The sequence below is a fragment of the Methanobrevibacter sp. UBA212 genome (assembly GCF_905233225.1).
In the GTDB taxonomy this organism is placed as follows: domain Archaea; phylum Methanobacteriota; class Methanobacteria; order Methanobacteriales; family Methanobacteriaceae; genus Methanocatella.
This window is the reverse complement of record NZ_CAJODJ010000015.1, coordinates 26,002-52,290: the sequence shown is the minus strand read 5'-3', so window position 1 is coordinate 52,290 and position 26,289 is coordinate 26,002. Positions and strand designations below refer to the sequence as shown.

Below are 26,289 nucleotides of genomic sequence, written 5' to 3'. Positions count from 1 at the left end.
ACTTGATGCTCGAGGAAATAAAGAAAATATCAATGCACGTTTTAGTTTAGATGAGGAATGTCTTGCATATTCAATTCGAGCGGAATTTGGTGAAATTGACTATCAGGACAATCATGCAGACTTGGATGAAAGATTGGTTAGAATTCTGAGCAAATGTGAGACTATATTGGAAATTACAACTGATTTTGAATAGATTTATATAAATAATATTTATTATAGTGAATGAATATATCTATTTTCATGAGTAAGCTTTTTAGCAATATCGATGTCAATGATGGAAGACAGATAGAATGGGATTATGCAAAGGTTTTTGCAATTTTTGCAATGATTTTCGTTCATTTTCTTGCGTTCTGTACATTCAGTCAAATAGATTATGGATATGTTGAGGAATATCTGTTTATATTGACTCAATCCTCTGCACCGATATTCATGTTTGCAATGGGAATTGGAATGGTGTACACCAGACATGATTCCACAAAGGAATTTATAGTTAGGGGAATTAAGTTACTGTTGTTGGGTTTGGTAATAAATACGATGTATTTTTTGTCAAATTATGCTGCAGGGGTTCCTCTTGAATACTCCTTGCTGTCCTTTTTGGCAAATGACATATTGCAATTTGCAGGAATTACTGTCATAGTGGTTGGAATATTTAAAAAACTTGGCCTGAGCTATACTCAGATGCTGCTGGTTGGTATTTCATTATCTTTAATTGTATCCTATCATCCTGACGTTACATTGCATAATATGTATTTAAATCAGCTTTTGGGCAATTTCATTGAAACAACTGGGCAGAACATTGTTAGTTGTTTTCCATTTTTAAACTGGTTTATCATACCTGCGGCGGGAATGCTGTTCGGAAATGATTTGAAAAGGTGCAATGATAAGGATAAATTGTATAAACTGATTTTAAGGTACACTTCCATAACCACAATTATTTTATTGATATTGGGATTCATCACAAGAGAGGGAATGTTTGCTATTACTGGCGGAACCGTGCCTGAAAAATTGTCATATTTGCATCTGTCCACGCAGGACATCATATTATTGATTGTAATCATACTTCTGGCAGGATCACTATTCTATTTCCTATCTAAAAGGGCATCGCCTAAAATTAACAATTTCATTACAAGAACAAGTAAAAATGTAACCTCCATATATTTGATTCAATGGGCGTTAATTCTTTCATTAACTTACATCAATCAGTTTATTGATGTTGAAAGCAATATGATTTTGCGTATCTTAACGTTTTTAGCTGTGATAATTTTTTCAGTAGTGATGGCTGAGGGATATCAAAAAATTAAAAGTCATATCCGTAGGCATTGAGTCTCATCATTTAACATTGCTTCAACATAATGTATTTTTAAAAATATTTATCATTAATGAAATGAATAGGGTATAATGATATTAGTGTGTCTAAAAATATGACAAATTTAGTCCTTTTGATTATATGTTTAAATTAGTGGAGGGTAATAAATGAATGAAACTATTAGGGAACACTCTTGGATTCCATTAGTATTGGTGGCTTGTGCTTCCTTTATTATAACGTTGGATTCTACATTCATGAACGTTAGTATTTCGCAGGTTGTTGCAGATTTGAATACTAATGTGACTACTATTCAACTAATCATGTCATTTTACACCCTCATTACTGCTGCATTCATGCTTCTTGGTGCCAAGCTTCAGGATATAGTTGGTAAAAAGAAGCTGTTTTTAATTGGTGCTGTGCTTTATGGGATAGGCACTTCCACTGCTGCAGTAAGTCAGAGTGACACAATGCTATTTATAGGATGGGCAGTGATAGAAGGGGTTGCTGGCTCATTAATGACTCCTGCTACAGTTTCCATAATAAGTGGAACATATTCCGGTGAAAAACGTACATTCGCTTTGGCAATTGAGAGCGTAATGGTTGCACTTTCGGCGGCTATCGGTCCGCTTTTCGGCGGAATCATGACTACATTTCTCTCCTGGAGATATGGATTTGCATGTGAATTGATAGTTGTTGTCTTTATTTTAGTTATGCATAAGAAAATACCTGATTTTACACCTACTGAATCTAAAGACGATTTGGATATTACAGGTACTATAATCTCATTTATAGGTCTTGTCTTATTTGTTCTAGGTATTTTGATGTTGAGTGAGGATACCATAACCAGCATAGTCGTAATCATCTTGGGAATAATTGCATTGACTATCTTTTCATCGTTTGAAATCAGAAGAAAAAGAAAAGGTAAGGTGCCATTGCTTGATATGGACTTGTTTAAAGACAAGAATTTACGTATAGGCTCTACTATCATATTATTGTCTTATATTGTTATGGGCGGGGGATTGTTTGTAGTTTCCCTGTTCTTGCAAACAGTATTGAATTTAAATGCATTTGATACTGGTTTGACCACACTTCCGCTGACTGTAGGCTTGCTTATTTTTTCAGTGGCGGCTCCAAGTTTAACTGGAAAATTGAGTCACAAGACCATTATGGCAATAGGGAGTGTAATGGCAATCATTGGATGTGTGATTTTAGGATTTCAATTTAAAATGGACATCACAATGTTGGATTTAATGCCGGGAATGTTCATAGTGGGTTCAGGTATTGGTTTTATTATGGCCTTAAGCATGGACATTGCATTAATTAATATTCCTGATGAAAGTCAAAATAATGCATCTGGCATAACTACAACATATCAGACATTGGGTGAGTCAATGGGTACTGCAATTATTGGTATAATCCTTGTTCTTGGAGTAATCTGGGGTACTGTGTATGCGGTTGATCTTTATGCGCCTGAACATTTATATGATGAACAAGTTTATCAAGATGTCTTTGATTATTTCCAGAAGGTAGGGAATATAGATGAGATTAAATCAGAGAACAGTACTGTTGTGAATGCTGCTGATATCATTATTCAGGAGTCAATGGGATTCGTTATGACGATAACGGCCATCATTATGGCGATCGTTTTTGCTTTGACGTTCAGGTTGGATGATAATAAGATTAAAAGACCATGAGAGTTTATTCTTTCATGCTTTTTTTAATATTGTTTTTATTTTTTAGTTTCCCATTTTTTAATTTATCAAAAAATATTGCTAAATAGAATTGGAGAATAATTCATTATCATTTTTTTCGTTTTTTCACAAAGTCCAATCTTTCAAAAATTTTGTTGATTTGAAATTTTTTTTATTCTGTTTAAAAATAGTTAACTTATATTAATTCTAAATAAAATATATTATTAGAGTAATTATGAATAGGGCATTAAAATCAAAAATTATCATGTTTGTCTCAATGATGTTGTTCATGATTTTTTATATGGTGATATTTGGAAGTAAGAATGCTGTAATCGGTATGATGGTGGTCATGGCGGCGTTCATGAATCTGAGTAATGATTTGTCATTTAAAGCAAAATCTTCTTTTATTAAAATACTGTTATTGCTCTTGGTGTTAGGCATTGCATCGTTTTTGAATAATCCATTGACTATCTTTGGATGCATATTTACCTTTGTTGTTGTCTTTGCAACTACTTTCACGTCCTATAATCTTTTTGGTACCCATGTTTATTTACCGTACCTGATGATATATTTTATGATGGTTGGAATTCCAGTTTCTGTTGAAATGTTGCCGATGAGGCTTTTGTCTCTTGTCTTCGGTGCGGTTTTCATCGTTGGATTGAATATGGCAATTAACAGGAAAAAAGATTATAAACTGTCAAAAGCAACTATTGACATGTTAATTTCTGAATTAGACAAAGCTATAGATTTGAAATTGGATGGAAAAGATGTTTTTTCGGATAATTTCCGTACAATCAACGGATTTTATTTGAGTATTTTCAACAGGTCCGAGTATAAATATTTCCCATCTGAAATTCACAAATCCGTTTTGAATGTTGTCAAATCATTTCAATACATTGGAAAGATTATATCTGAGCATGATTTGTCAAATAAGGAACTGCTTTACATAAGGAGTGTTTTGTCTCAAATCAAACACATTGATTTGGAGGACATATTTGACGGTATTGAAATAGAATCAAAAGTGATGTATCTTGTTTTATTAAATTTGGAGATAATTTCAAATGAAATCAGAAAAGATTTAACCGATGAAATAATGCTTCCAGATAAAAACACATTAAAAACCCAGTTCAAATCATTAATCAGACAGTATTTCAGTTTCAGATCTGTCAAGTTTACTTTTGCATTTAAAATGGCCTTTTTAATGTTTGTCTGGCAGCTGCTGACGCTGATGTTTAATTTGCCATTTACAAAATGGCTATATTTCGCTACAATCTCGTTAATGTTACCTTATATTAATGATGTTGCATATTCTGCAAAGTCACGACTTCAGGGAACATTTATCGGAGTTTTTGTTTTTGCAGCAATTCTCATAATTGTCCCTTATCTTAACGTTTCATTTAACGTAATTTCTGTTGCAGTAATGGTTGTCTGTATGTTTATAATGGTCATTAAATTGGAGGATAAACTGATTTTGACAATTGTCACTACTGTGATATCAGTCATGACTGCACTGATGTATATTCCACCACCTGAAGCAATGGAATTGAAGATATTGTGGGTAACTGTTGCAGTTGTAGTTGTCACATTATTCAATTATAAATTCCTGCCTTATTCTGTTGAAATTGAAACAAAGAACAATCTGAAAACATCTTATATACTAAATCAACAGTCAATCGATTTGGTTAAACAGAAATGCATGGCAACGGGACCTGATAAAAAAACAACATTATTGGTTTTAAGCAATGTTGTACGGGAAAACATTGAAATAACTGAGGAAAACCGGGAATTATATGCCCTACAGGTAAAAATTACTGATATTTGCAATTTCATTTTGAATTATCTGGATTTGATTTCAATATCTGATGATTTGGCTAAAAATTTGGTTGAAATAATTGATGATAATGCGTTGGCAGATGTAAATTTAAATATCAAAGATAAAATATGTGCATATTCAATGGAACATGTCATGAGCTTGTTTAAAGATGAACAGATGATTATCGAAGGATTTGATTAATAATTTTATTTCGAATGATTAATTTCTGCTTTTGAATTAAAATTACTTTAGAAAATGATGTTGAATTCTGAAGAGATGGCATGTTTTTGAAATCAACAAAGTTTTTGAAAGAGCCACAAGGTCACACTTCAAAAATATTTATTATCAATGAAATATCTTATAATGCGAGTAAATAGGAGGAATTATTTTGACTGAAGGCAATGAATTGGATTCTACTTATGGAATTTCCGATGAAGAGCTCACTGAAAGGTTTAAAGAATCAATTACAATTGATCCAGAAATATGTAAAGTTAAAGGACTTCCTATTGCCGGATATGATGATGAATTAGATAGTCCCTACATTGAGTATCCTGATTGAAGGGGAGTATATCCAAATGAAAAATAGGCTTCCGGAAGTCATTGTTTTTGCAGGTCCGAATGGCAGCGGAAAAACTACTATAACTCGTATGGCTAAAACCGTTGGTGTCTACATTAACGCTGATGACATAAAAAAATCTAATTCTTGCAGTGATTTGGAGGCTGTTTTGAAAGATGAAGAACTTAGGGAGTCTATGCTTAATCAAAATAAAGATTTCACTTTTGAAACAGGGTTATCTACAGTAGAAAGCCAAAGATAAAGGATACTTTCTAAGATGCATTTATGTCCTCACATCAAATCCTGAAATCAATAAAATACGTGTTTATATTAGAGAATCAATGGGTGGACACAGTGTTTATGAAGAAAAAATCAAATCAAGATATTTCAAGGCACTATCTTTGATTCCTGAATTGGTTGAAATATAAGATATTGTCCATATATATAACAATACAAATGTTCCATTTAGGATTTTCAAAAAAAGAAAAGATGTTTATTTCCATTGGGAAAATAAGTATTGGAGTTTTCCCGATATTGAAAAACTCACTGGAATTAGTGCATACACTAATTAATAATAATTTTTTTTAAATTAATTCACTCGAGTTAAAGCAATAAATATTTTGTATAGTATATGGGCAAAATCCTTTTTAAATGATTTATGGTCTTTATAATATCTATTAAACTTTAATATTTATTTCAGCAGATGATAACTTGGTATCGGTTATTAAATAGGTTAATAAATTATTATTCATACTTATTTTCATAAAAACAGTTTTTTAATTAATTATTTTTTATAAATGTTTTGGCTGTTTTTAGATGGGTGCTATATTTTGTATGGTATTGGCATAACATTAACTTTATATGGATTTTGGTTTTTAATGGTAATGATGGTATTGCATATTCCATCACCTAATTCTTTATAAATGTATTTTTGAATATGTTTTCTAATTCGATTTTAGTTTCATCATCATAGAAGTCATTGCCCAAATCGGTTGTTAATGTAAACATTGCGAGTTCATAAATTACTTTATTAAGTTTTTTCCCTTTATCAGTTAATGTATATTCAATACTTTGGTTATTTTCATCGCTCTTTCTAGAGATAAGTCCGTTTTCTTCCATTTCTTTTAGGCAATTGCTTAAAACTTTATTGGATAGATTAGGTTTTCCTTCTTTAAATTCATTGAAACGTTTTTTTCCAAAAAACATATCTCTTAAGATTTGAATAACCCATTTTCTGCTGATTAATTCCATTGCAAGTTCCATTGGACATTTTCCTGCTTTTTTATCACTGTTCATTTAATGTCTCCTAAATTATTATAATGTTTATTTCTTAATATTAATTAGTTTTAAGTAACCTGGAAGTAACTTTATTCTTTTTATACCTGCTAAAATATATTATGATTAAATAAAAGTTTGACTTTTATTGAAATTTAAGGTGATAAATTATGAAATTTAATGCATGGAATGATAATGAGAAATTTTTCTCATCAAAAATCGCACAAAATGTAATTTCTACCGCTTGTGGTTCTGACATTAACACTGCTTGTGGCAGTGATGTGACTGCTTCTGCTTGTGGTTCTGACATTAACACTGCTTGTGGCAGTGATGTGACTGCTTCTGCTTGTGGTTCTGACATTAACACTGCATGCGGATCAGATATCACCACAGCTTGTGGTTCTGACAGATTTTAAGATTGATTCAATCTTAAATCTTTTATTTTTTTATATACTATTTTTTGAGGAGTTGTTTTTTATGGCCGATTTTTTTGCATTTCAATGGCATATCCTTGATGATTGCGATCAGCGATGCAAGCATTGCTATATCTTTTCAGAGGAAAACGACAAGGAATTAATAACAATGAAGTATGAGGATATGGAGATTGTTTTGGATAACTGCTTAAAATTCTGCCGGAAAACAAACAGGACACCATATTTCAGTATTACTGGAGGGGATCCGATTCTCCATCCTGACTTTTGGCAATTGCTTGAAATGTTGCACGAAAAGGAGATTCATTATTCAATACTGGGAAACCCATTTCACATTACTGATGAAGTTGCAAAAAGACTTAAAAGCTTAAGCTGCAGACAATATCAACTGTCTTTGGACGGCCTAAGGGACACCCATGACTATTTTAGAAAACCCGGTTCGTTTGACATTACATTGGATAAAATCAAAACCCTGCAGGATGCGGGAGTCAGGGCCAGCATCATGACCACAGTTTCCAAGACAAACATTGATGAAATTCCTGATTTGATTGATGTTGTTGTTGAAAATAATGCAGGTTTATTCAGCTTTGCAAGATATTGTCCGACAAGCCTTGAAAAGGCGACACAAATGACTCCTGAAGAATATAGGAACCTTTTGGAAAAGGTATGGAAAAAATACAATGAATATAAAGACAGCAAAACATTTTTTACACTAAAGGATCATCTATGGACATTATTCTTATATGAAAAAGGGTTATATGAGATTCCGGAAAATTTGAATGATGATGTTGTCTATGACGGATGCAATTGTGCAAACAGTCATTTGACAATTTTGCCGTCCGGCGATGTCTTTGCATGTCGCAGAATGGACAGCAAGGTTGGAAATGCCTTAAATGAATCAGTATATGATATTTTCATGGGTGATGATATGGACGAATACAGACAATTTGAAAAATTTGAAAAATGCAGCAGATGCGAATTGCTGAGATTCTGCAGGGGTTGTCCTGCTGTAAGCTATGGAACAACCCATGATATGTATTCGCCAGATCCTCAATGCTGGAAAGAGGTGTTATGATGAAAGCAGTTGTTTTGGAGAAAACTTGTAATGCGGATGAGCTGGAAGTTAGCGAAGTTGAAGTTCCTAAAGTTAAGGATGGTTGGGTTTTGGTTAAGGTTCTAGGCTTTGGAATTAATAGGGCTGAAGTAATTTTAAGGGATTATGAAGCTGATGAGGATTATATTGAATTGCCTGTAATTCCGGGTATTGAATGCGTTGGTGAAGTAGTTGACTCATCAAATACTCGATTTAAAAACGGTGATAGGATAGCTGCACTTATGGGTGGAATGGGAAGAAGCTTTGACGGGGGATATGCCGAATATGTTTTGCTTCCTGAAAAAATTGTCTTTAAAATTGATGAAGAGGTTTTTGACAAATTGGCATTGGAGGAAATAATAGCAATTCCTGAAACTTATTTCACTGCCTACGGGTCTTTAATGTCACTTAATCTTATAAAGGAGGATACTCTATTAATCAGAGGAGCAACATCTGCACTGGGACTTTCTGCAATTCAGCTTGCAAAACAAATGGGATGTGAAATATTTGCAACATCCAGAAGCGAGGAGAGATTTGACAAATTAAAGTCAAACGATGCTGATGAGTGCTTTGCTGATGATGGTTGTCTGGCTGAAAAATTAAAATGTGATAAAGTATTGGAACTGATTGGTCCTAAAACTCTTGAAGATTCAATGAAATGCCTTAACAGTGGAGGAATATGCTGCGTTACAGGCGTTTTGGGAGGTATTGAGTATATGGATGAATTCGATCCAATCAAGATTATTCCAAATGGCTGTTACCTCACTTCTTTTTTCAGCAATTATCCGACACAGGAGATAATGGACAGTCTATTTGATTTCATTGTTGAAAATAACATTAAACCTGAAATTTCAAGGGTATTCTATAATTTGGAAGATATTGGAAAGGCACATGCTTTGATGGAGTCAAACATGGCTCAGGGAAAGATTATATTTAAATTGGAGTAGTTTATATGGTTACTAAAGAAGAATGTTTTAAACAGTTGGGGGAAGTGATTGATGCAGTTTTGTCCACTGTTGATGATAATGGCAATCCTCAGTCAAGAATTATTGATATAATGCATATTGAAGATGACAGGATATATTTTTTAACCGGCAGGGGTAAGCATGTCTATTCGGAAATCATGAATCATCCCAAAGTCAGTTATCTAAGCTTGAAGGACAATAAATCCATCAGAATTAGCGGTGAGGCCCATAAATTAGACAACCAAAAATATTGGATAGATTTGATATTTGAAAACAATCCATTCATGAATAACGTTTATCCCGGAAATGCAAGATATATTCTTGAGCCTTTTTGCATTGAGGATTATGAGATGGAATTCTTTGATTTGACACAAAAGCCGATTTTCAGACAATCCTTCAAATTCGGTGATGCTGAAATAACAGTTAAGGGATTTGAGATAACTGATGATTGTATTGCTTGCGGGACTTGTCAGGCAAGTTGTCCGCAGCAGATTCCAGTTTTTGTTGAAGATAAGTTTGAAATTCCACAGGAACATTGTTTGCATTGCGGATTATGTTACGAAAATTGTCCGAATAGTGCAATTGTTAAAAGAGAATAATTGATTCATTTCATCTAATCTATTGGAGTTTTAGTCTTCTTATTTAATAAATTGGGTAAAAATAGATTTTTTTTAAGATTGAATAAGGATAAATTTGTTAAACAAATTTTGACACATCCTCATTCAACATCATATCTACTGGTCGATACTGTGCCGGCCAAACATCCTAAGATGTTATACAATATTATGAACCTCAAAGTATATAAAAGTTTCATTTATTACTCATTTCTATATTAAAGCAATATTTCATCATAAAAACAATTTTATATTCTTAAATCAATCTTTATTTTTAAAAATAAGAAATTATAAATAGTTTTAAAAGAAAATATCTGATTCTAAAACACTAATATAATAATCATATCTACTGGTGTTTTAATGAATTGGAAAGAGCATTCAATTAAAAACACTCCAATCAAGTTGAAAATATGGTGCTTGCTATCTCTTATTTATTCCTAGCAAGTTACTATGTATTGTTGGCCATTAACTTGTTAATGTAAAACAATCTATGATGTCGAATTGGAAGCCTAGTTGGATTTCATCCGAAATTTTCTAATTTGATAAACTGACAATTTAAATGACAATTAGCTTTAATATGTGTTTTATAGCTTCCTTTTTTACACATAGTTTAATATTATTATTTCCACTTTAAAAACACCAAATATTATTGATAGTATTTATATGATGATATATTAAATATTATACTGTAAGAGCTAAAAGCAATAAATATTTTGTATAGTATACGGGCAAAATCCTTTTTAATTAGTTCTCCAGTTAGTAATCTTTTTATTAAATGTCAAATATATTCAATAGTATGTTTGAAACAGTTTTTTATTTTCCGTGGGAAGTTTCTCTGATAATATTCTTGCAAAGTACTCTTCCAGGTTTCGTATTAGGATTTTTTGAAGTTATTGCAGAGGCGGTCTCTAAAAATGTCCTTGCATTGTTATTCATTTTAATCTATTTGGCATACAACAAGGATTGGGGTAAATTCACATTGCTTTCGTTGGGCGTGGCTGGTGTGTGCTGTGAATTTGTCAAGGTGACAGTTGCACGTTTAAGGCCATATGCTGCTGTTGATACAATCAAGTGCATTCGTGCCGATGTGGCCGATCAGAATCCTCTTGATTTTAAAATACAGGGATATTCGTTTCCAAGTGGACATACGATGATGGCAACCAACCTGTTTTTGGCAATTCCGATATACGTCAGGAATATTCAATATATATCTATTGGATTGGTTGGAGTTTTGATTGTTGCTCTTTCAAGGGTCGGATTAGGCGTTCACTTTCCGACTGATACTATTGTAGGGTTCATCATTGCTTTGGCAATAATCTTAATATTGTCTCGTATTTACGATAAGATTGAAAATAGGGCATATCTTTATTTGTCTATTTGCGCTCTGTCTTTGGTTGGTGTATTGTTAAGTATGTGGCATTGGCTTTGGGAATTTCATTAGGTTTTCTTGTTGAGGAAAAATATGTAAACTTCGAAAATCCTAAAAGCAGAAGGGATGCAATAGTCAGGATTGTTGGAGCAGTCATATTGTTTATACTGCTTTTTGTCTTAATCCCGAAATTTGCAGGCAATACTGACCTGGTTAAATGTATTGTGCATTCTCTATGTACTTTCATAATGCTTGCCATATATCCTTTAGCTTTTAAAAAGATTGATAGGGATGGATGACTTAATCCATTTAATCATCTTTACTTTTTTTGAGAATATTTTTTTCACATCAATTGATATGTGTTGTGACCGTGTCAGATCAACGTTTTAGAATTATGATAATAAACACTATAAAAATCTCAGCAAGGATAAACCAAAGAATGGATTCATTACCATGACTATGCATGAATGTGAAAAGTATGACGGCAGAGACAATAAATCCAAATAAAGAAATTATTGGTCGATTTAATCTTGTTATTAGATAGATGCTGACTGTACAGATAGCTAAACAAATTATTCCACATATGAATATAGGATAATTATTAACTGAAATAGGTGAAAGCACAATCCATATTACTCCAATTATCAGGGTTATTAATGCTATATTTAACAGTATTTTTTTTAGAGTCTTATTTTTTTTCGCCCCATTATCTTTGATTTTTGCATCTTCTTTCAAAAATTCGAGTTCATTATCAGATTTGAACGTTTTAACGACTTCTTTATTTTCATATTTTTCATCAAAATTATTTAACAAGTATCTTAAGAATACATAATATACAATTGCGAATATTATTTCAGCAATTGTTATTCCAATAAGGACACAGCTGCCATTAGACAGCATATTATTCAATACATATATTAAACAGGTTATCAATCCAATTTTGATACAAGTGAATAACAGTGAATACATACTTTTTCCAAAACCATCTAACATTTTTGAAGAAATAATGGAAAATGGAATTGAAAGCATTATGACTGTTCCCAAAATCGATATCCAATATATTTCTGTTTGCATTCCCGTAATTGAAAAAAAGCTGAATGCTAAATCGCGTAAAATTATGAATGCTGTCATCACTACAACTGTTGTTATAAGAGATACTTTAAGTGTATATTTATACATTTCATTTAATTCATCGAATTCATGTGCACCGAATAAATGTCCTGTAACACTCATTAATGCCCTACCATAACCCTTAACAGGTGCACTCAATAAATTTTTAAGTTTATTTGATGCGGAATAAAGTACTGGTCCAATAGGTCCCATTGTTATTGTTAATATGCCATTAATAAATGATGATGAGAAAGCCCATAATCCATCATCCAAGAAATTAGGAAATGCGACTTTGAAAATTTCAACAAGTATATACATGCGGAATTTAAAGTATTTTCTAGATAATGGAATTTTTGTTCTTCTAGTCAAATATAGAAATACAAAAACAATAAAAGGAATTAGTGAAGATAAAACAGTGGCATATGACGCTCCTTTAACTCCCAAATTCAAATTAAAAATAAAAATAGGATCCAATATTATATTTAAAACATTTGATGAAATTATGAATATGGTTGGTATTCTCGAATTTCCTTCTGCCTATAAAGTTTCAGAGAAAAAATTAACAAACATGAATATATATGCAAAAGCTATAATTGGAATTAAATAATCCCAAATTAAAATATATGAGTCTGCCTGGTCTACACTGTATAATATTCCCTGAGCGAATAAAGCGCATATTACTATAAAAATCCATATTATATTTGTTAGAATTATTCCATGAATTAATGTATTGTATGCACTTTCATAATCATCAATTCCCATAAAACGAGACATCAGAGAATTTGCTCCTTGCCCAATTGAATCGCCGAATGAAAATATAAGAGAGACAAAAGGTATTGAAACACCTACTGCAAAAGAAGCATGAACGCTTATTTGTGATATCCAGGCCATATCGACAATACCATAAATTGCATCAAAAATACAAAAAGCGATTATTGGTATGCTTAATTGCCAAAATGATTTTTTAGGCAGTGAAACCATGTCAATTCTCTCATTCATCATTAAAAATTTTATTTTTATTTAATATAAATATGTTTCACATTATGTTTCTAATAAGGGGAGGATGTGATGTTTGAAACATGTAGTTTAAAATTTATATGGTATTGAGTCAAATATTAGGGTATCGCAGATAAAGTAGTAACTATTTTTTATAGTATACAGGCAAAATCTTTTAAATAATTTATTTTATTAAATAAGTTCTATTTTTTATAATAAAAAATAGTATAATGGGGTTTCACTTTTTTCAAGATATAACATGGTAATATTGCGCCTATGCTAAAAACAATTATTAAAATTAAAAATGGTGCAATCTAGTTGAATTGTTATATATTTCTCTAGATGATATTATGAAATGATTTATCTAAGGACAATATACATATGGCCTTTGGTATGTAATCTTATTTATCATGAATGCAACTACACCAACATATTATTCTTGGAATAATGTTTTTCATTACGCTAAAATGTAAAATTTAGAAGATTATTGGGAAGTACCTTCACTAAATCAATTAAACTCGATGTAACTATATTTTAAAAAAATCAACAAGTCAACCTAAATTTAATTTTATCGGACACCTTTATTTTAAAAATTTCATTATCAACTTAACACTTGCATTTAATACTCCTTAAACTGCTAATCTAATTAATTACACTTATTTTACAAATTATCCATGGTAATTAACAGAATTTCCATTTTTCATCCGGCCATAATATTCTGCAGTGGCAGAGAAAAGTGTGTCTTTGATAGAGTTAAGTGCAGTTTCACATGCTGTAACACCTATGATAAATCATACAGTTATCTACAATAGCTACTTTTTTAGATTCGATTTAATGATTTGACATTAACATTAACGGATGCAATATTGTAAATAAAATCTGATTTTAAAATAGAATATATATGAAAGAGTTTCAATAATGTAGTTTTGAATAAGTAATAGTGAATGTCAATGTTGTGTATTAATCCATGTTCCTAAAACAATTATAATTTTATGAAATCATTGCTCATTTTTAAAAATAAGAAATTTTAATAGTTTTAAGACAAAATATCTAATTTTAAAAATAGTAATATGATATATGGTTGGTGTTGTTTTTATCTAAATAATGCAAGAATACCATGACCTCTTCAGGGTCGTGGATGAATTGCATAAATGGAATTGAGAGTACTTTTCAAATGCTCTCTCTTTAAAATTAAATATTATTGTAATTAAATTACTATATAACAATCACATAATGATTGAACCGAGGGTTCCACTAGGATTGCCTAGAAAAGACTCAATTAACCCATTGAGCAAAAAACAAAATCTATGAATCCTCACCTTCTATAAGGTGAGGTTGTTCAATTTCATCAAAAATAGATTACCTTTTTAATATACTAACTACTAAAATAAAATTATATTAAATAAAAATGGATAATATGGGTATTAAATTCATTTTTTTCTTTTAAATGATATTTGGCGGAATATTTGTATAATAGGGATATTATGAATAATATGATTAATTTTGAAGGAATAGAACTTGACCAAGAATTATTGGAAAGAACAAATCCTATATTTAACACTGCCAGAATGACTCTTTTTCAATTGGCTGCTGCAGGTCATGATGATGCCAAGGATATAGCTCAAAAGTTGAATCTTACTCGGGAAGATACACAAGATAGTAAAACAGTTAAGGCCGATGAAGATGACCTTTTCATTAACAGTGTGGTTATGGAAGTAAGATATGTTACTAATGGAAAAATAGCTAAAGAATCAGGTTTTACTGAAGTTGACTTGCCATGTGGTTTCACACCTAGAGCCATTGAATTTGCAAAAAGTGGCAGGAAATTTGTTGGAATGGATCTTCCCGCAACCATTAATGAAGTTGAACCGGCTATTATGTCACTTCTAGATGAAGAACAGAAAAAACTTGTTAATTTCGAGGGTGTAGATGCAACTAATTATCAATCGCTTAAGTCTGCATTTGATAAGATTGAGGGGGAGGTATGTATAACAACAGAAGGACTCCTGATGTATCTTACAGATTCCGAGATGGATGTCCTGTGTGACAATATTAAAAAGATTCTTGCAGAGCATGGTGGATATTGGATTACTCTTGACCCTGAGATGTCTCTTCTCTACCTTTTGATAGTAAAATCATTCTATGGGGAGCGAACACGGGAGATTATGTGGCAGTCTAAGTATAGAATAGATGACAAATCTGATGTAAATGCTATAGAAAATACAATAACCATTAGCGTCCGAGGTGATGTTCAGGAAAATATGAAGAATGCAATGAATTATATTAAATCCAAGGGATTTAAGTTGGAGAGGCTTCCGTATGCTGACCATGTGCCTGAGTTTAAAAGTTTAGAAAAGGCAAATCCTAAGATTGCAGCTCAGATTAGGGAAGGTTTTAAGAGAGTTTGTATCTGGAAGATTACAGTTGATGAATCAGTTAATGTTGACATTTCTGATGCCGGGGCAGAGTCATTTAATGCGGATGCATCAATTGATGGTGACAGGCTTAATTTGGTTTTGTCAGGAAATCTTGATACATTGAGTGCACCTGAGCTTCTTGCTAATTATGAGAAGATTAAGAAAGATAATACTCTCAACAGTGTGTTTATTGACTGTTCTAAACTAGAATATGTGTCCTCTGCAGGGCTACGTGTTCTTCTTATTATGCAAAATGACTGTGAGGATGGGGTTATAATGAAGTCATGTAATGAAACTGTTATTGGAGATTTATCAAATACTGATATAAAAATACTGTAAGAGCTAAAAGTACATTATATTTTCTAGAGTATACGCGCCACAAGATTTTTAAATGATTCATGGCCTTTTATAATATCTATTAAACTTAAATATTTATTTCAGCACGTAATAACTTGCTATTGGTTATTAAATGGATTAATCAATCATTATTCATTCTTATTTCCATAAAAAGAGTTTTTTTTAATAATTATTTTTTATTGCTTTTTTTAGGAGGGTGCTTATATTATGTATGGTGTTGGTTAATACTAAACATCAACATTTCTTAATACATTAAAAAAATAAAACTATTTTTTTGGTGTGAATTTTAAAATGTTTTGACAATAATTTTTAATTAGATTAATGAATAGACATTATATTGAAGATGTAACTAATAAGGATGATAGAATGGGTATTGATTTGACAGATATCGGAATTGAAGAAGGACAGAAATATGAAGGGATTTACACTACCATGAGCAAGGACGGTGTAAAAAATGCAGCGCCAATAGGAATTGTATGCAAAGGCAAAGACAAACTTGGATGCAGATTATTTGTCGGCACCCAAACCCTGAAAAATATTATGGAAACACGCAGATATGTTGTAAATATCACTTTTGACCCTATAAATTTTGTAAATTCAACAATCGGAAACCTGGATATTGAAGAGTTTACAGATGATGATGACTTGGCAATATTGAAAAATGCAGAAGCATATGTCATTTGTGATGTTACAGACATTAGAAAAATGGATCCGATTAAGGACCATGTAACATCAAATGGGGAAGCTTATATCATAAGCAGTGATGTTGTAGAAATTGTCAAAAATCATCCGTGTGCAAAGGCTTTAAACCGAGGTGTATTCGCCCTTCTCGAATGCCTTACAAACTATACTCGACTGGACTTAGTAAGTAAGGAACAGCAGGATTATTTTATCGGAAGGTTTAATGAAAACAATCGCATGATTAAGAGGGTTTCAGGACAGGATACGATAAAAGCAATGGAAATTCTTAAAAACAGCATGATAAAAAAGGGTTTTGATGTTGAATAAGGCCTGTATGTGTGGAGCTAAAATTATCAAATATTTTGTATAGTATATAGGCTAAATTTATCAATAATTCTTTTAATAAGTAATGTATATGGTGAAATGAATGTCTCGTTTAAATTTTGAAGATGAAAGGATTAATTTTACTCCGCTTATTCTTTATGTTGATTATATTCACATTCTTCACAGGGAGTATTTGATTGAGAATTATGAAAATCTTGCTCCTGTTGATGTTACTTATCTGATGAACATTTTTTATAATCCCAATTGCTCCCAAAAGGATTTATCGGAATTGCTTTTTGTTTCAGAGTCAAATGTCACTCAAATTATTAAAAAATTGGAAAAAAATGGATTTATTACAAGAAATCCTGATGAAAAAAACAAAAGCCGTAAGATTCTTAACCTAACTAATGAGGGTAAAATAATAGTATTTAAACTAATAAAGGAAATGTATGAGTGGGAGGGGAATTTCTTTAAAGATTATTCTCCTGAAGATGTTGAAAAGTTCAAAAAGATGATTTATGACTATTCTCAAAAAACAATTGACTCATTAGAACAATTTAAATAGTCGTTTTAATATAAGGTCATATAATGACTTAAGTTACTTAAGTCTTTGAATGGTGATATTATGGCCGATAAAGAAAAAACTATTGAAGTACTGCAGGCAATTGTAACTGGATTATCAGCAAATTCCTTTGGACACAGAATCCAATCCAAGGTATTTGCAGGATTGGGATTTCAATCCCTTGGTGATAAGTATGCAACACATGCAACAGAAGAAATGGACTTTGTAGAACAATTCATGGACCGCATATTGGATTTGGGCGGTGAAATAAAGCAGGAGGCTCAAGAAGCTAAACCAATATACACTGACATAATTGAATTCATTGAAGCGGATTACAATGTGTCTGTGGAAGGAATTGCATTTTTAAATGAAGTCATGGACTCAGGCATTTTTGATGCAACAACCTATGATTTGATGAAGGTCTACCTTAAAGACGAAGAAGAGGATATGTACTGGAGCGAACAGCAATTGGACCTTGTAAAAATGATTGGCAAACAGAATTATTTAACACAATTATTAATAAATGATCAAAATGGAAATTAAAGCAGTAAAAACATATGAAAACGGTTTCATGACACAAGCCTTTGCCTTTGGCGGTGAAGGCGGAGAATTTGATGCATCAATCAAATACAGATCAAGCATTCAGAATTATTTGATTGACACAGGCGATGATGTGATATTGATTGATACTGACATGCCTTCAGAGATGCCTCCTCAGGAAGTGGATGAGAATACTCCACTGTCCATGGGTACAAGGATTTCAGATTATCTTTCTGCCCTTAAAGAGATGGGATATGACAAGGATGATGTAACCAAAATACTGATTACTCATAAGCATGCCGACCATACCGGAGAGATAAGGCAATTTCCTAATGCTAAGGTATACCTCTCTAAAACTGAAGCTGAGGAATTGAATTTCGAAGGCGACAACATTGTGCCTGTCGAATTTGATGACGGCCCTTTCTATAACTTTGAAAAGTCACAAAAAATAGTGGATGATGTATATTTAATTGAAGCAATCGGCCACACTACAGGCAACAGCATTGTAATTGCAAAGAACGATGATTTATTCTACATGTTCCACGGTGATGTCACATATACTGATGAGGCATTGTATGCAAACAAGTTGTCAGTTGTTTTTGAAGATATCGAAAAAGCAAGGGAAACCCTTGACAATGTCAGGGAATTTGTCAAAAATCAGCCTACAGTATATCTGTCTACACACACTCCGTTAGGTCATGAAAACCTTGAAAATAAAAGTGTCATTGATTTGGAAAATCCTCCAGAAAGCATTTATCCAAAATAAATGCTTTTTTTTACTTTTTTTGGTTAAAATGAAAATATTGTATTTCACATCCACCGGAAACAACTTGTATATTGCACAGAATTTGGGTGGAGAACTTTTAAGCATTCCACAATTGGTTAATGACAACATCTTTGACATTGAAGATGATGTGGTGGGCATTGTTTTTCCAGTATATTATGCAACATCGCCTAAAATTCTGAGGGAATATCTCAAAAAAGTCAATATTACTACTGACTATCTGTTTTTAATTGCATCTTATGGATCCGACGGTGACCAGAATGCCTTAAGGATAATGACTAAAACATTAGAAAAAAGGGGATGGCAGTAAACTATACAAATTCCGTTTTGATGGTGGACAATTACCTGCCTATGTTTGACATGGCTAAGGAAAAGGAAATCAAAGATGAAAATGATATTTTAAATGCAATCAGTATTATCAAAGATGATATTTTGATGAAAAAAGAATTTAAACTTTCTAAAAAGATGTTTACTACTGTGCCATTCATTGAAAAAGTCTTGGAATCCACAATGTCTAAAAAATTCAAGATTGTTGTCGACAAGGAATGTTCCAATTGCCAGATATGTACAAAAGTATGTCCAAGGGGCAACATTGAATTAACGGAAGGAAAACCTGTTCTGGGAGACAATTGTGAATTCTGTCTAGGTTGTGTTCATCACTGCAAGAACAATGTTTTAAATTTAAATCAGGAAGCCAATCCTGATGAAAGATATCTCAATCCTAATATTAAAGTTGCTGAAATAATAAAGAGCAATAATATTAAATAGTACAATTCAAAACTAAAATTACATTATATTTTGTATTGTATATGGGCAAAATCCCTTTAAAATATTATGTGTATTGCGGTGTTTTTAAGTATTAAAAATTAAATATTTTAGTGTAGGAGCTATAAGTACATTATATTTTGCATAGTATACGGGCAACAAACTTTTACAATGGTTTATGGACTTTGTATTATTTGTTAGGGTCTTATAATTGCTTTTTTTTGTTTTAAACTTATATTGGGTCTTGTGATAGTTTAATTATTCATTATTTATTCTTCTATTTATAAAAAAATTCTTATAATACTTTTAAAAATAATATTAAAAAACATTTAGAATGGCAAAAAAGAAAATGTGAAAAACTGTATTTCCGGCACAACAGCAGTTATTTCTGAAGAATACGCAGATATGAAAAATTCATGTCAAACATTTCATTATTATAATTGTTATTATTTTGTTTTCTTTAAAAAATTGTTTGAGGTATTTTTGTAAAATTGCAACACAACCGTTGACCGCCCCATGCTTAAATAAAGACTAAATTTAAATAATGAACAGTCCCAATTATAATATATGGGTAAATCAAATAAGTATACAAAAAATATCGCCATATCTGAAACAAAAACATTTGCTATTCTATTGGTTATTTTTTATCATTGTATGCTTTTTTATAGAAATCCAACTATTGTCTGGCCATTAAATGCAGGCATTGCTTCACCAGGTGTAATTGCATTATCCGCATTTCTTGGTGCCTGTTTAGTGCCTTCTTTAGCTTTATGCTCCGGATTTCTATTTCTTTTGTCTACAAGAAATCATCCCCGTAGTAGATGGAAGATGCTTAAAAATAAAGTTAAAAGATTAATAGGGCCTTATTTTATATATGGTGCACTTTGGCTTGTTCCGTTATATACCTTTTTCGATATACCTACTATGGGTCGCCCTTTACATACTGATTTTGTAAGCGGTTTTCTAGCAATGTGTATGGGACTTTTTACGGATCATTTATGGTTTTTATTGCCATTGTTCTGGGCAACATTATTTTTCATAATTATAAGAAATCTTTTGGATGGAAAAAAATTGATTGTGGCTAGTGCTCTATCAGTTATTGCTGCAGTATGCGTTGAATTATTTTTAGCAGATATTCATTATTATTGTATAGCAGAATCCGGTCCTTTCTTAGTTGTTTTTTTTATTGGAATTTTATTATATCATTTCAATGAAAAAATTGAGAAATGGAATTTAAAAATATACTGCATAATCTCATTAGCTCTGTTTGCAGTATTGGGGTTATTCGTTTATTTAAATATTGATAATACTGTAGTTTCTTATATTGAGCAGATTTCAGGTGCATTATTGTTTTATTTCATATTCATGGCAGTTTCAAGAACTTCCTTTTCTGATAAGCTCAATCAGTCAAGATTTTATAATTTTTGTGAATCTCATTCCATGAATATTTATCTGCTGAATTGTCCGTTTATGCAAATTTATTTCCTTTTACTTAATCCGTTAATAGGAACAAATGTTTATTTAACTATTCTGTGTCTTTGGATATTGTCATATCCTTCAATATTCATTGCAGTATGGATTCAGAATAAACTGAAAATGGCTTTAGTCAATAAAATTCCAATTCAAAAAATCGGCGGTTAACAGTAATTGATGATAATCGTATCATTCAATATATTGAATAGGTGATTATCTGACAAAACAATTGAAAAAGGTGTTAATGTAATAATTTTTGATATAAAAAAATAGAGTTTCTAAATAAACATTTGAATGCAATATATGATAATCTTCAGATTCAAAAAAGCAAATAATATTAAACCCTGAGGTAAATGAAAATGAAACTTGAAAATTACCAATACAAAACACATGACAATAACATAATCAACTATTATGAAGCTGACAGCAACAATCCCATACTATTGATAATACATGCCCAAAGTGCAAACTCAAGTAGCTATTCCGGTGTAATCAAGGAATTGTCCAAAAAATTCCATTTAATTATAATTGATTGCTATGGGCATGGGAAAAGTTCCCATAACAAGGAAAAATATAATATAATCAGCCAGGGCGATGATTTAATCGAATTTATTCGGCATAAAACTGATGAAAAAATATCTATATTGGGCCATTCCTCCGGAGGGCTCATTGCCTGTTATATCGCTTCAAAATCAAATCTTTGCGATAATCTGATACTTGAAGACCCTCCACTTTTTTCAAGCGTAGGTGAAAAAAGGTTCAATTACTACAACTACAATGACCTTTCAACGATTTGTCACAATTTCATCAATCAAGATGAAGAAGAGGATTTTGTGTACTATTACTTCATGAATCAGTACATGTGGAATTTCTTTCCTGAAAATTCAAGGGAAAAAATCAGAAACAAATCTGGAAAATCTGCACTGAAATATAGGAAAAAACATCCTGACAAGCCACTGAAAATCAGATTTTGGCCTAAAAAATTCCTAGAAGCATTCAACGGAATGGAGCAATATGATCCTTACTTCGGAGAGAACTTCTACAATGACACATTCAACTGCAACATCAATTACAGCAAACTACTTTCAGAAATAACCTGCAGAACATTATTCATGAAGGCAAATACCAAAATTGGGGATGATGGTATTATTATGGGGGCCCTGACTGATGAAGATCTTCAACAGGTAACAGACCTAATCAAAAATATTAGGGTGGAATATTTCAACTGCGGCCACGGAATCCATATTGAAAAGAAAAAAGAGTTTGTAAAAAGTGTAATTGAAACTGTAAAATGAGTAAGATTTAGGTCAATTTGTCAATTAATATCTTAAGCATTAGTTATTACATCCTTTTAATTTTTTCAAAGTTTTCACCTATTTTTGCTTTGTTAATCTGGAATATTTTAAAAAAACAAACTTTGAATGTTGATGTTAAAAATGGAGTGTATTTGATGCATGTTAAGTTAAAAGCAGTAAATATTTTTTGTATAATTTAGCCATATTTTCAATAATATTGATTAATCAGTTCGAGTGGATGTATGGCATAAAACACAATCAAAACTATTGTATTTGCTTCTGTTGCTCGCAGTGGCGATACCGGTGAGCTGATATTGATGATCCTTTTGTGTGGCTTCGTGTTCTTCTTATTGTGCAAAATGGCTGCAAGGGTGGAGTTATAATGAAGTCATGTAGAAACCGTCATTGAAAATTTGTCAAATACTGATATAAGGATACTGTAAGATTAGAATATGAAATTAAGGCATTAATCAAAAGACTATAAATATGGATTGTGCCTAACATTTAATTATCTATGAAAAAAGAAGTTGAAAACAAATGGGTTATTGTTCTTGGATGCTTGCTTTTATTTTGTGTCCAATTCATAGCCAATATGGTTACGGTGGCACTCCCCACAATAGAAGTGGATTTGAATTTAAATGTGGAAATGTTAAATGCCATCAATTTAGTTTTTTTGATAACGTCAGTATCACTGATGCTTCCTCTCGGAAAATATGTTTCAAAATACGGGATTGGAAAATACCTCAAAGGCAGTATTGTATTGATGGGCGTAGGGCTATTGCTTTCAGCCTGTTCAACAGATATTAACACCCTTCTGATTTCTCGAGTCATTCAGGGAGTTGCAACAGCCATAATTAATGGGGCAATGTATGTTATTGTTGCAGTACAGCTTCCTTCAGACAAGCTGGGCTATGCCCTGGGAATAATGGGTTCCTGCGGGTATATAGGATTATGTTTATCAAATACAGTATCCGGAATGGTTGTTTATTACTTCTCATGGCGAGCGGTGTTCCTGATATTGATTCCGGTATATGCCATTACGCTAGGAATATTAATCAAATTAAATAAGGAATGGCATACTGAGGACGTTAGAGAGATAGACCATGTCGGTTCCATTTTGTATGCTCTTTTCATGGGGCTCTTTTTATATGGTATTGTGAAATTGGACAACAACAATATTTTCGTATTGATATTAAGCGCCATCATTCTAATCGTATTCTTAAGATATGAAAAGAGTAAGAAACCTCCCGTCTATGATTTGGGACTTTTAAAAAATTTTCAATATGTTTTAGGTAATTATTCGGCATTTGTAATGTATTTCATGACGTTCATAGCATCATACATATTGAATTTCTATTTACAGAATGCTTTAGGATACGATTCTCGTTTTGCAGGACTGTTCTTACTTGCAACTCCGATTGCTGTGGTGCTGGTTTCATCATTTGCCGGAAAACTGTCTGATAAAAGGGATGAGCGCACAATTTCATCAATTGCATTAACATTTATTCTGGTGGATGTGGTCATTCTATTTTTCATGGACTGCCTGCCGCTTTACGTTCTCTTGATTGCATGTGTCCTTCAAGGAATCGGGCATGGATTGTTTTCATCGCCAAACAACCGTTTTGTATTGACGATTGTGGATAAAAAGGACCTGGCTGATGCATCAGCAATGTTGTCCACAAGCAAAGATGTTGGAAAAAGCGTTAGTCTGTCATTGTTTTCCATAATATGTGGTTTTGTCTTAGGAGCTTCAAATACCCTGAATAAGAATATTCATTCATTTTTAACTTCATCCAAAATAATGCTGGGTATAGTTATATTGTTGGGTTTGTCTTCAATAATCTTATTGGTTTTAAGTAGAGTTAGATATGTTTCACAGGATATTTAGCATATTATCCGGCAAAAATCATTTTAAAATAGCAAAAAGTAGTATATGGATTAGAATTTTTCTAAAATTCTAGCATATACAGCTTTTAAATCATCATCTGATTTTTCATATATTCTTTTTAGAATTAATTCCGGTGTACTTTTTGCAAGGAAATTCATTTTTGGGGTTCTGTCAACAATCAGATTATAGTTTTCATCTAATCCTTTTGCTTCAATACCATCTACGCGAATGTTGGTGTAATTCATCAGTTCCCTTGCCATATGAGTGACAATCACACCGTAAGAATTGGATTCCTTAATCATATCGATGAATGTGGATATGATTTTGACGGCTGCATCGAGTTCTGTTATTCCTTCGAGTTCATCTAATAATACTAACTTTTCACTATTTGTGGTGACGATTGGTATGAACACATTTAAGAATGATTCGAATGCTCCTGCATCAAGAGATCTTTTCTTTGAGAAATGATATATTTCATCAAATAATTTTATCTCGGCGCTGTCGGCACTTACAGGAAGGCCCATTTGTGCCATGAGGGAAATCTGTGTTAGGGTTTCCAGCAATGTTGTTTTTCCTCCACTGTTTGCTCCTGTTAGAAGTGCAATGTTTTCTTCAGGGGTTAATTGATAATCCACTTTTTGAACATAGTCCTTGTCCTTTTCAAGTGCCAGTTCCAGGTGTAATGCTCCTTTCAGTTTCATTTCTTCGCAAAATTCCGGTCTGCATAATCCGTATTCATATGCAAAACTGCCCAAACTGAATTCATAGTCGAATTTGATAGTATCTTCGACTTCTTTGATGGCGCGCTCTTTAATTGAGTTCAGCTCAATTGCGGCACTTTTCTTAATGTCGAAAATATCGTTTTCCTTTCTGGATGACTGCTCAAGAGTCACCCTTTGTATTTCAGTTTCGTCAATTTGAATCGGATATGTCCTGAGGTATGGGTCAAAACTTAATCCGGTTTTTTCACGAATAATTTCTTTCCTTTTATTGATAATTTCGTCAAATATTTTGCTAATCTTTGGCGGGAAGTTATTATTTAATAAGTTGAGTATTTCATCTCCTTCAAGATCTACATTCTTTATGGATTTTTCAAGCTCGTCATCCATATCATCTTTTAGAGAGAATACAAGTTCTTCAATATTCACTTCCCTTTTATCAATAATATTCAGCTCATCAATAATTGGGATGATTTCCCCTAAAACACTGTCCTTGTTTCTGATCTTTTGTATTTCATGAACTCTTAAAAATAAATCCTTGTTTTGAATAAAGAAATTAATTATCTTTTCCGGAACGATTTCATAATCATTCTCATCGATATTAATCATTATAAGGTTTGGCATTCCTTCAAAATCAAGTATTCCCTGTGAGTAAACATAAAACACCAAATCATAATTCATCAGTTCTTCCTTAAGAAGCGGGGAATCGCTTGCGGTAATAATTGGATAATATTGATTCAATCCCAAATCTGTCAGATAGGAATTGTCCTCTTCGGATTCGACAATGATGGCTTTGCTGGGGTCATACTCGGGTTTGGCCTCTTCAACTTCTTTCAGGTTTTTCATCAGGCCTCGCAATTTGATGATTGGAAGCTGTGAAACATGCTCTTTGGCATTCATTACAAAATCAAGGTTGGAGTCTATTTTATCAATGTCTTTTGTAGGAGAAAGCAGCAATATTCTGTTTTTAGAGTATGAAGTGTTTGAATAAGCCAAAATCTTGTTTATGATGTCGTCATAAAGCTCCATTGCCCTGTCGCTTTTTATGAAATCCTCTTGTGGATTGCCAAGTAGCTGATTCATTATCTCAACTGCTTTCCTTTGGCTGATGCCATCTACTGAGGATATCTTTTCAACATCAACATTATCAACTATTTTTTGGAGTTCTTCTTCGCCTCCAACGCTGTTAAGTATCTTTTCAGAGATTTTATCTCCTATCCCTTTAATGTTTTGCAATGTAATTCGTTCTCCACACATTTTTACCA

The 26,289-nt window shown here is 32.2% G+C and carries 25 protein-coding genes and 1 pseudogene; 22 read left to right on the top strand and 4 right to left on the bottom strand.

Going from position 1 to position 26,289, the window contains the following annotated elements; all coding sequences use genetic code 11:
* The 6 genes and pseudogenes from QZ138_RS05285 to QZ138_RS05260 all read left to right on the top strand — a co-directional run.
* Positions 1–193, top strand: a pseudogene (locus QZ138_RS05285) (transglutaminase); the annotation flags it as partial.
* A gap of 47 nt (positions 194–240) precedes the next feature.
* Positions 241–1,323, top strand: coding sequence for an acyltransferase family protein (locus QZ138_RS05280; protein ID WP_292887098.1), 1,083 nt, complete (start codon positions 241–243; stop codon positions 1,321–1,323).
* Between the two features lie 150 nt (positions 1,324–1,473).
* A complete protein-coding gene (locus tag QZ138_RS05275) occupies positions 1,474–3,000 on the top strand; it encodes an MFS transporter (protein ID WP_292887096.1) in 1,527 nt (508 codons plus the stop codon).
* A gap of 286 nt (positions 3,001–3,286) precedes the next feature.
* Positions 3,287–5,011 carry an FUSC family protein gene (locus QZ138_RS05270; protein ID WP_292887093.1) on the top strand — a complete coding sequence of 575 codons (1,725 nt, stop codon included), beginning with the start codon at positions 3,287–3,289 and terminating at the stop codon, positions 5,009–5,011.
* 187 nt (positions 5,012–5,198) lie between these two features.
* Positions 5,199–5,369 (top strand): hypothetical protein, encoded by a 171-nt coding sequence (locus QZ138_RS05265; RefSeq protein WP_292887091.1) that lies wholly within the window; start codon positions 5,199–5,201, stop codon positions 5,367–5,369.
* A gap of 16 nt (positions 5,370–5,385) precedes the next feature.
* Positions 5,386–5,628, top strand: coding sequence for a hypothetical protein (locus tag QZ138_RS05260; RefSeq protein WP_292887088.1), 243 nt, complete (start codon positions 5,386–5,388; stop codon positions 5,626–5,628).
* Between the two features lie 647 nt (positions 5,629–6,275).
* Here the strand turns inward: QZ138_RS05260 and QZ138_RS05255 are convergent.
* Positions 6,276–6,662 carry a helix-turn-helix domain-containing protein gene (locus tag QZ138_RS05255; protein WP_292887085.1) on the bottom strand — a complete coding sequence of 129 codons (387 nt, stop codon included), beginning with the start codon at positions 6,660–6,662 and terminating at the stop codon, positions 6,276–6,278.
* Positions 6,663–6,811: 149 nt separating this feature from the next.
* Here QZ138_RS05255 and QZ138_RS05250 point away from each other — a divergent pair, with 149 nt between their 5' ends.
* The 6 genes from QZ138_RS05250 to QZ138_RS05225 all read left to right on the top strand — a co-directional run bounded on the left by QZ138_RS05250 (position 6,812) and on the right by QZ138_RS05225 (position 11,412).
* Positions 6,812–7,057 carry a hypothetical protein gene (locus tag QZ138_RS05250; RefSeq protein ID WP_116592020.1) on the top strand — a complete coding sequence of 82 codons (246 nt, stop codon included), beginning with the start codon at positions 6,812–6,814 and terminating at the stop codon, positions 7,055–7,057.
* Positions 7,058–7,118: 61 nt separating this feature from the next.
* Positions 7,119–8,147: a radical SAM/SPASM domain protein, ACGX system gene (gene acgM / locus QZ138_RS05245; protein WP_292887082.1), complete on the top strand. Its 1,029-nt coding sequence runs from the start codon at positions 7,119–7,121 to the stop codon at positions 8,145–8,147.
* Positions 8,147–9,112 (top strand): zinc-binding dehydrogenase, encoded by a 966-nt coding sequence (locus tag QZ138_RS05240; RefSeq protein WP_292887079.1) that lies wholly within the window; start codon positions 8,147–8,149, stop codon positions 9,110–9,112. Before acgM ends, QZ138_RS05240 begins: the two co-directional genes overlap by 1 nt.
* 5 nt (positions 9,113–9,117) lie before the next feature.
* On the top strand, positions 9,118–9,729 hold the full coding sequence (locus QZ138_RS05235; protein WP_292887076.1) for a 4Fe-4S binding protein: 612 nt from the start codon (positions 9,118–9,120) through the stop codon (positions 9,727–9,729).
* A gap of 811 nt (positions 9,730–10,540) precedes the next feature.
* Positions 10,541–11,185, top strand: coding sequence for a phosphatase PAP2 family protein (locus QZ138_RS05230; RefSeq protein ID WP_292887072.1), 645 nt, complete (start codon positions 10,541–10,543; stop codon positions 11,183–11,185).
* Positions 11,158–11,412, top strand: a complete 255-nt coding sequence (locus QZ138_RS05225; protein WP_292887069.1) for a hypothetical protein — start codon at positions 11,158–11,160, stop codon at positions 11,410–11,412. The genes QZ138_RS05230 and QZ138_RS05225 overlap by 28 nt, the downstream gene beginning before the upstream one ends.
* Positions 11,413–11,491: 79 nt before the next feature.
* Here QZ138_RS05225 and QZ138_RS05220 read toward each other — a convergent pair whose 3' ends face one another.
* Both QZ138_RS05220 and QZ138_RS05215 read right to left on the bottom strand, forming a co-directional pair.
* Positions 11,492–12,667 carry an MATE family efflux transporter gene (locus tag QZ138_RS05220; protein WP_292887066.1) on the bottom strand — a complete coding sequence of 392 codons (1,176 nt, stop codon included), beginning with the start codon at positions 12,665–12,667 and terminating at the stop codon, positions 11,492–11,494.
* Positions 12,668–12,760: 93 nt separating this feature from the next.
* Positions 12,761–13,225, bottom strand: coding sequence for an MATE family efflux transporter (locus tag QZ138_RS05215; protein WP_292887063.1), 465 nt, complete (start codon positions 13,223–13,225; stop codon positions 12,761–12,763).
* A gap of 1,478 nt (positions 13,226–14,703) precedes the next feature.
* Here QZ138_RS05215 and QZ138_RS05210 point away from each other — a divergent pair.
* The 10 genes from QZ138_RS05210 (at position 14,704) to QZ138_RS05165 (ending at position 24,305) form a co-directional block, all read left to right on the top strand.
* Positions 14,704–15,975: an STAS domain-containing protein gene (locus tag QZ138_RS05210; protein ID WP_292887060.1), complete on the top strand. Its 1,272-nt coding sequence runs from the start codon at positions 14,704–14,706 to the stop codon at positions 15,973–15,975.
* A gap of 339 nt (positions 15,976–16,314) precedes the next feature.
* The gene (locus tag QZ138_RS05205; protein ID WP_292887058.1) at positions 16,315–17,001 is read left to right on the top strand and encodes a DUF447 domain-containing protein; all 687 of its coding nucleotides are present in this window, start codon (positions 16,315–16,317) and stop codon (positions 16,999–17,001) included.
* A gap of 100 nt (positions 17,002–17,101) precedes the next feature.
* On the top strand, positions 17,102–17,563 hold the full coding sequence (locus QZ138_RS05200; RefSeq protein WP_292887055.1) for a MarR family winged helix-turn-helix transcriptional regulator: 462 nt from the start codon (positions 17,102–17,104) through the stop codon (positions 17,561–17,563).
* A gap of 60 nt (positions 17,564–17,623) precedes the next feature.
* Positions 17,624–18,103, top strand: a complete 480-nt coding sequence (locus QZ138_RS05195) for a bacterioferritin (RefSeq protein ID WP_292887053.1) — start codon at positions 17,624–17,626, stop codon at positions 18,101–18,103.
* Positions 18,093–18,866, top strand: coding sequence for an MBL fold metallo-hydrolase (locus tag QZ138_RS05190; RefSeq protein WP_292887051.1), 774 nt, complete (start codon positions 18,093–18,095; stop codon positions 18,864–18,866). The genes QZ138_RS05195 and QZ138_RS05190 overlap by 11 nt, the downstream gene beginning before the upstream one ends.
* A gap of 28 nt (positions 18,867–18,894) precedes the next feature.
* Entirely contained in the window at positions 18,895–19,194 is a 300-nt protein-coding gene (locus QZ138_RS05185; protein WP_292887048.1) for a hypothetical protein, read from the top strand.
* Entirely contained in the window at positions 19,185–19,652 is a 468-nt protein-coding gene (locus tag QZ138_RS05180; RefSeq protein ID WP_292887045.1) for an EFR1 family ferrodoxin, read from the top strand. The genes QZ138_RS05185 and QZ138_RS05180 overlap by 10 nt, the downstream gene beginning before the upstream one ends.
* A gap of 564 nt (positions 19,653–20,216) precedes the next feature.
* On the top strand, positions 20,217–21,290 hold the full coding sequence (locus QZ138_RS05175) for an acyltransferase (protein ID WP_292887043.1): 1,074 nt from the start codon (positions 20,217–20,219) through the stop codon (positions 21,288–21,290).
* Positions 21,291–21,481: 191 nt separating this feature from the next.
* Positions 21,482–22,417 (top strand): alpha/beta fold hydrolase, encoded by a 936-nt coding sequence (locus QZ138_RS05170; RefSeq protein WP_292887041.1) that lies wholly within the window; start codon positions 21,482–21,484, stop codon positions 22,415–22,417.
* Positions 22,418–22,931: 514 nt separating this feature from the next.
* On the top strand, positions 22,932–24,305 hold the full coding sequence (locus tag QZ138_RS05165) for an MFS transporter (RefSeq protein WP_292887037.1): 1,374 nt from the start codon (positions 22,932–22,934) through the stop codon (positions 24,303–24,305).
* A 50-nt stretch (positions 24,306–24,355) separates the two neighbouring features.
* Here QZ138_RS05165 and QZ138_RS05160 read toward each other — a convergent pair whose 3' ends face one another.
* Positions 24,356–26,281 (bottom strand): helix-hairpin-helix domain-containing protein, encoded by a 1,926-nt coding sequence (locus tag QZ138_RS05160; protein ID WP_292887034.1) that lies wholly within the window; start codon positions 26,279–26,281, stop codon positions 24,356–24,358.
* Between the last annotated feature and the right edge of the window lie 8 nt (positions 26,282–26,289).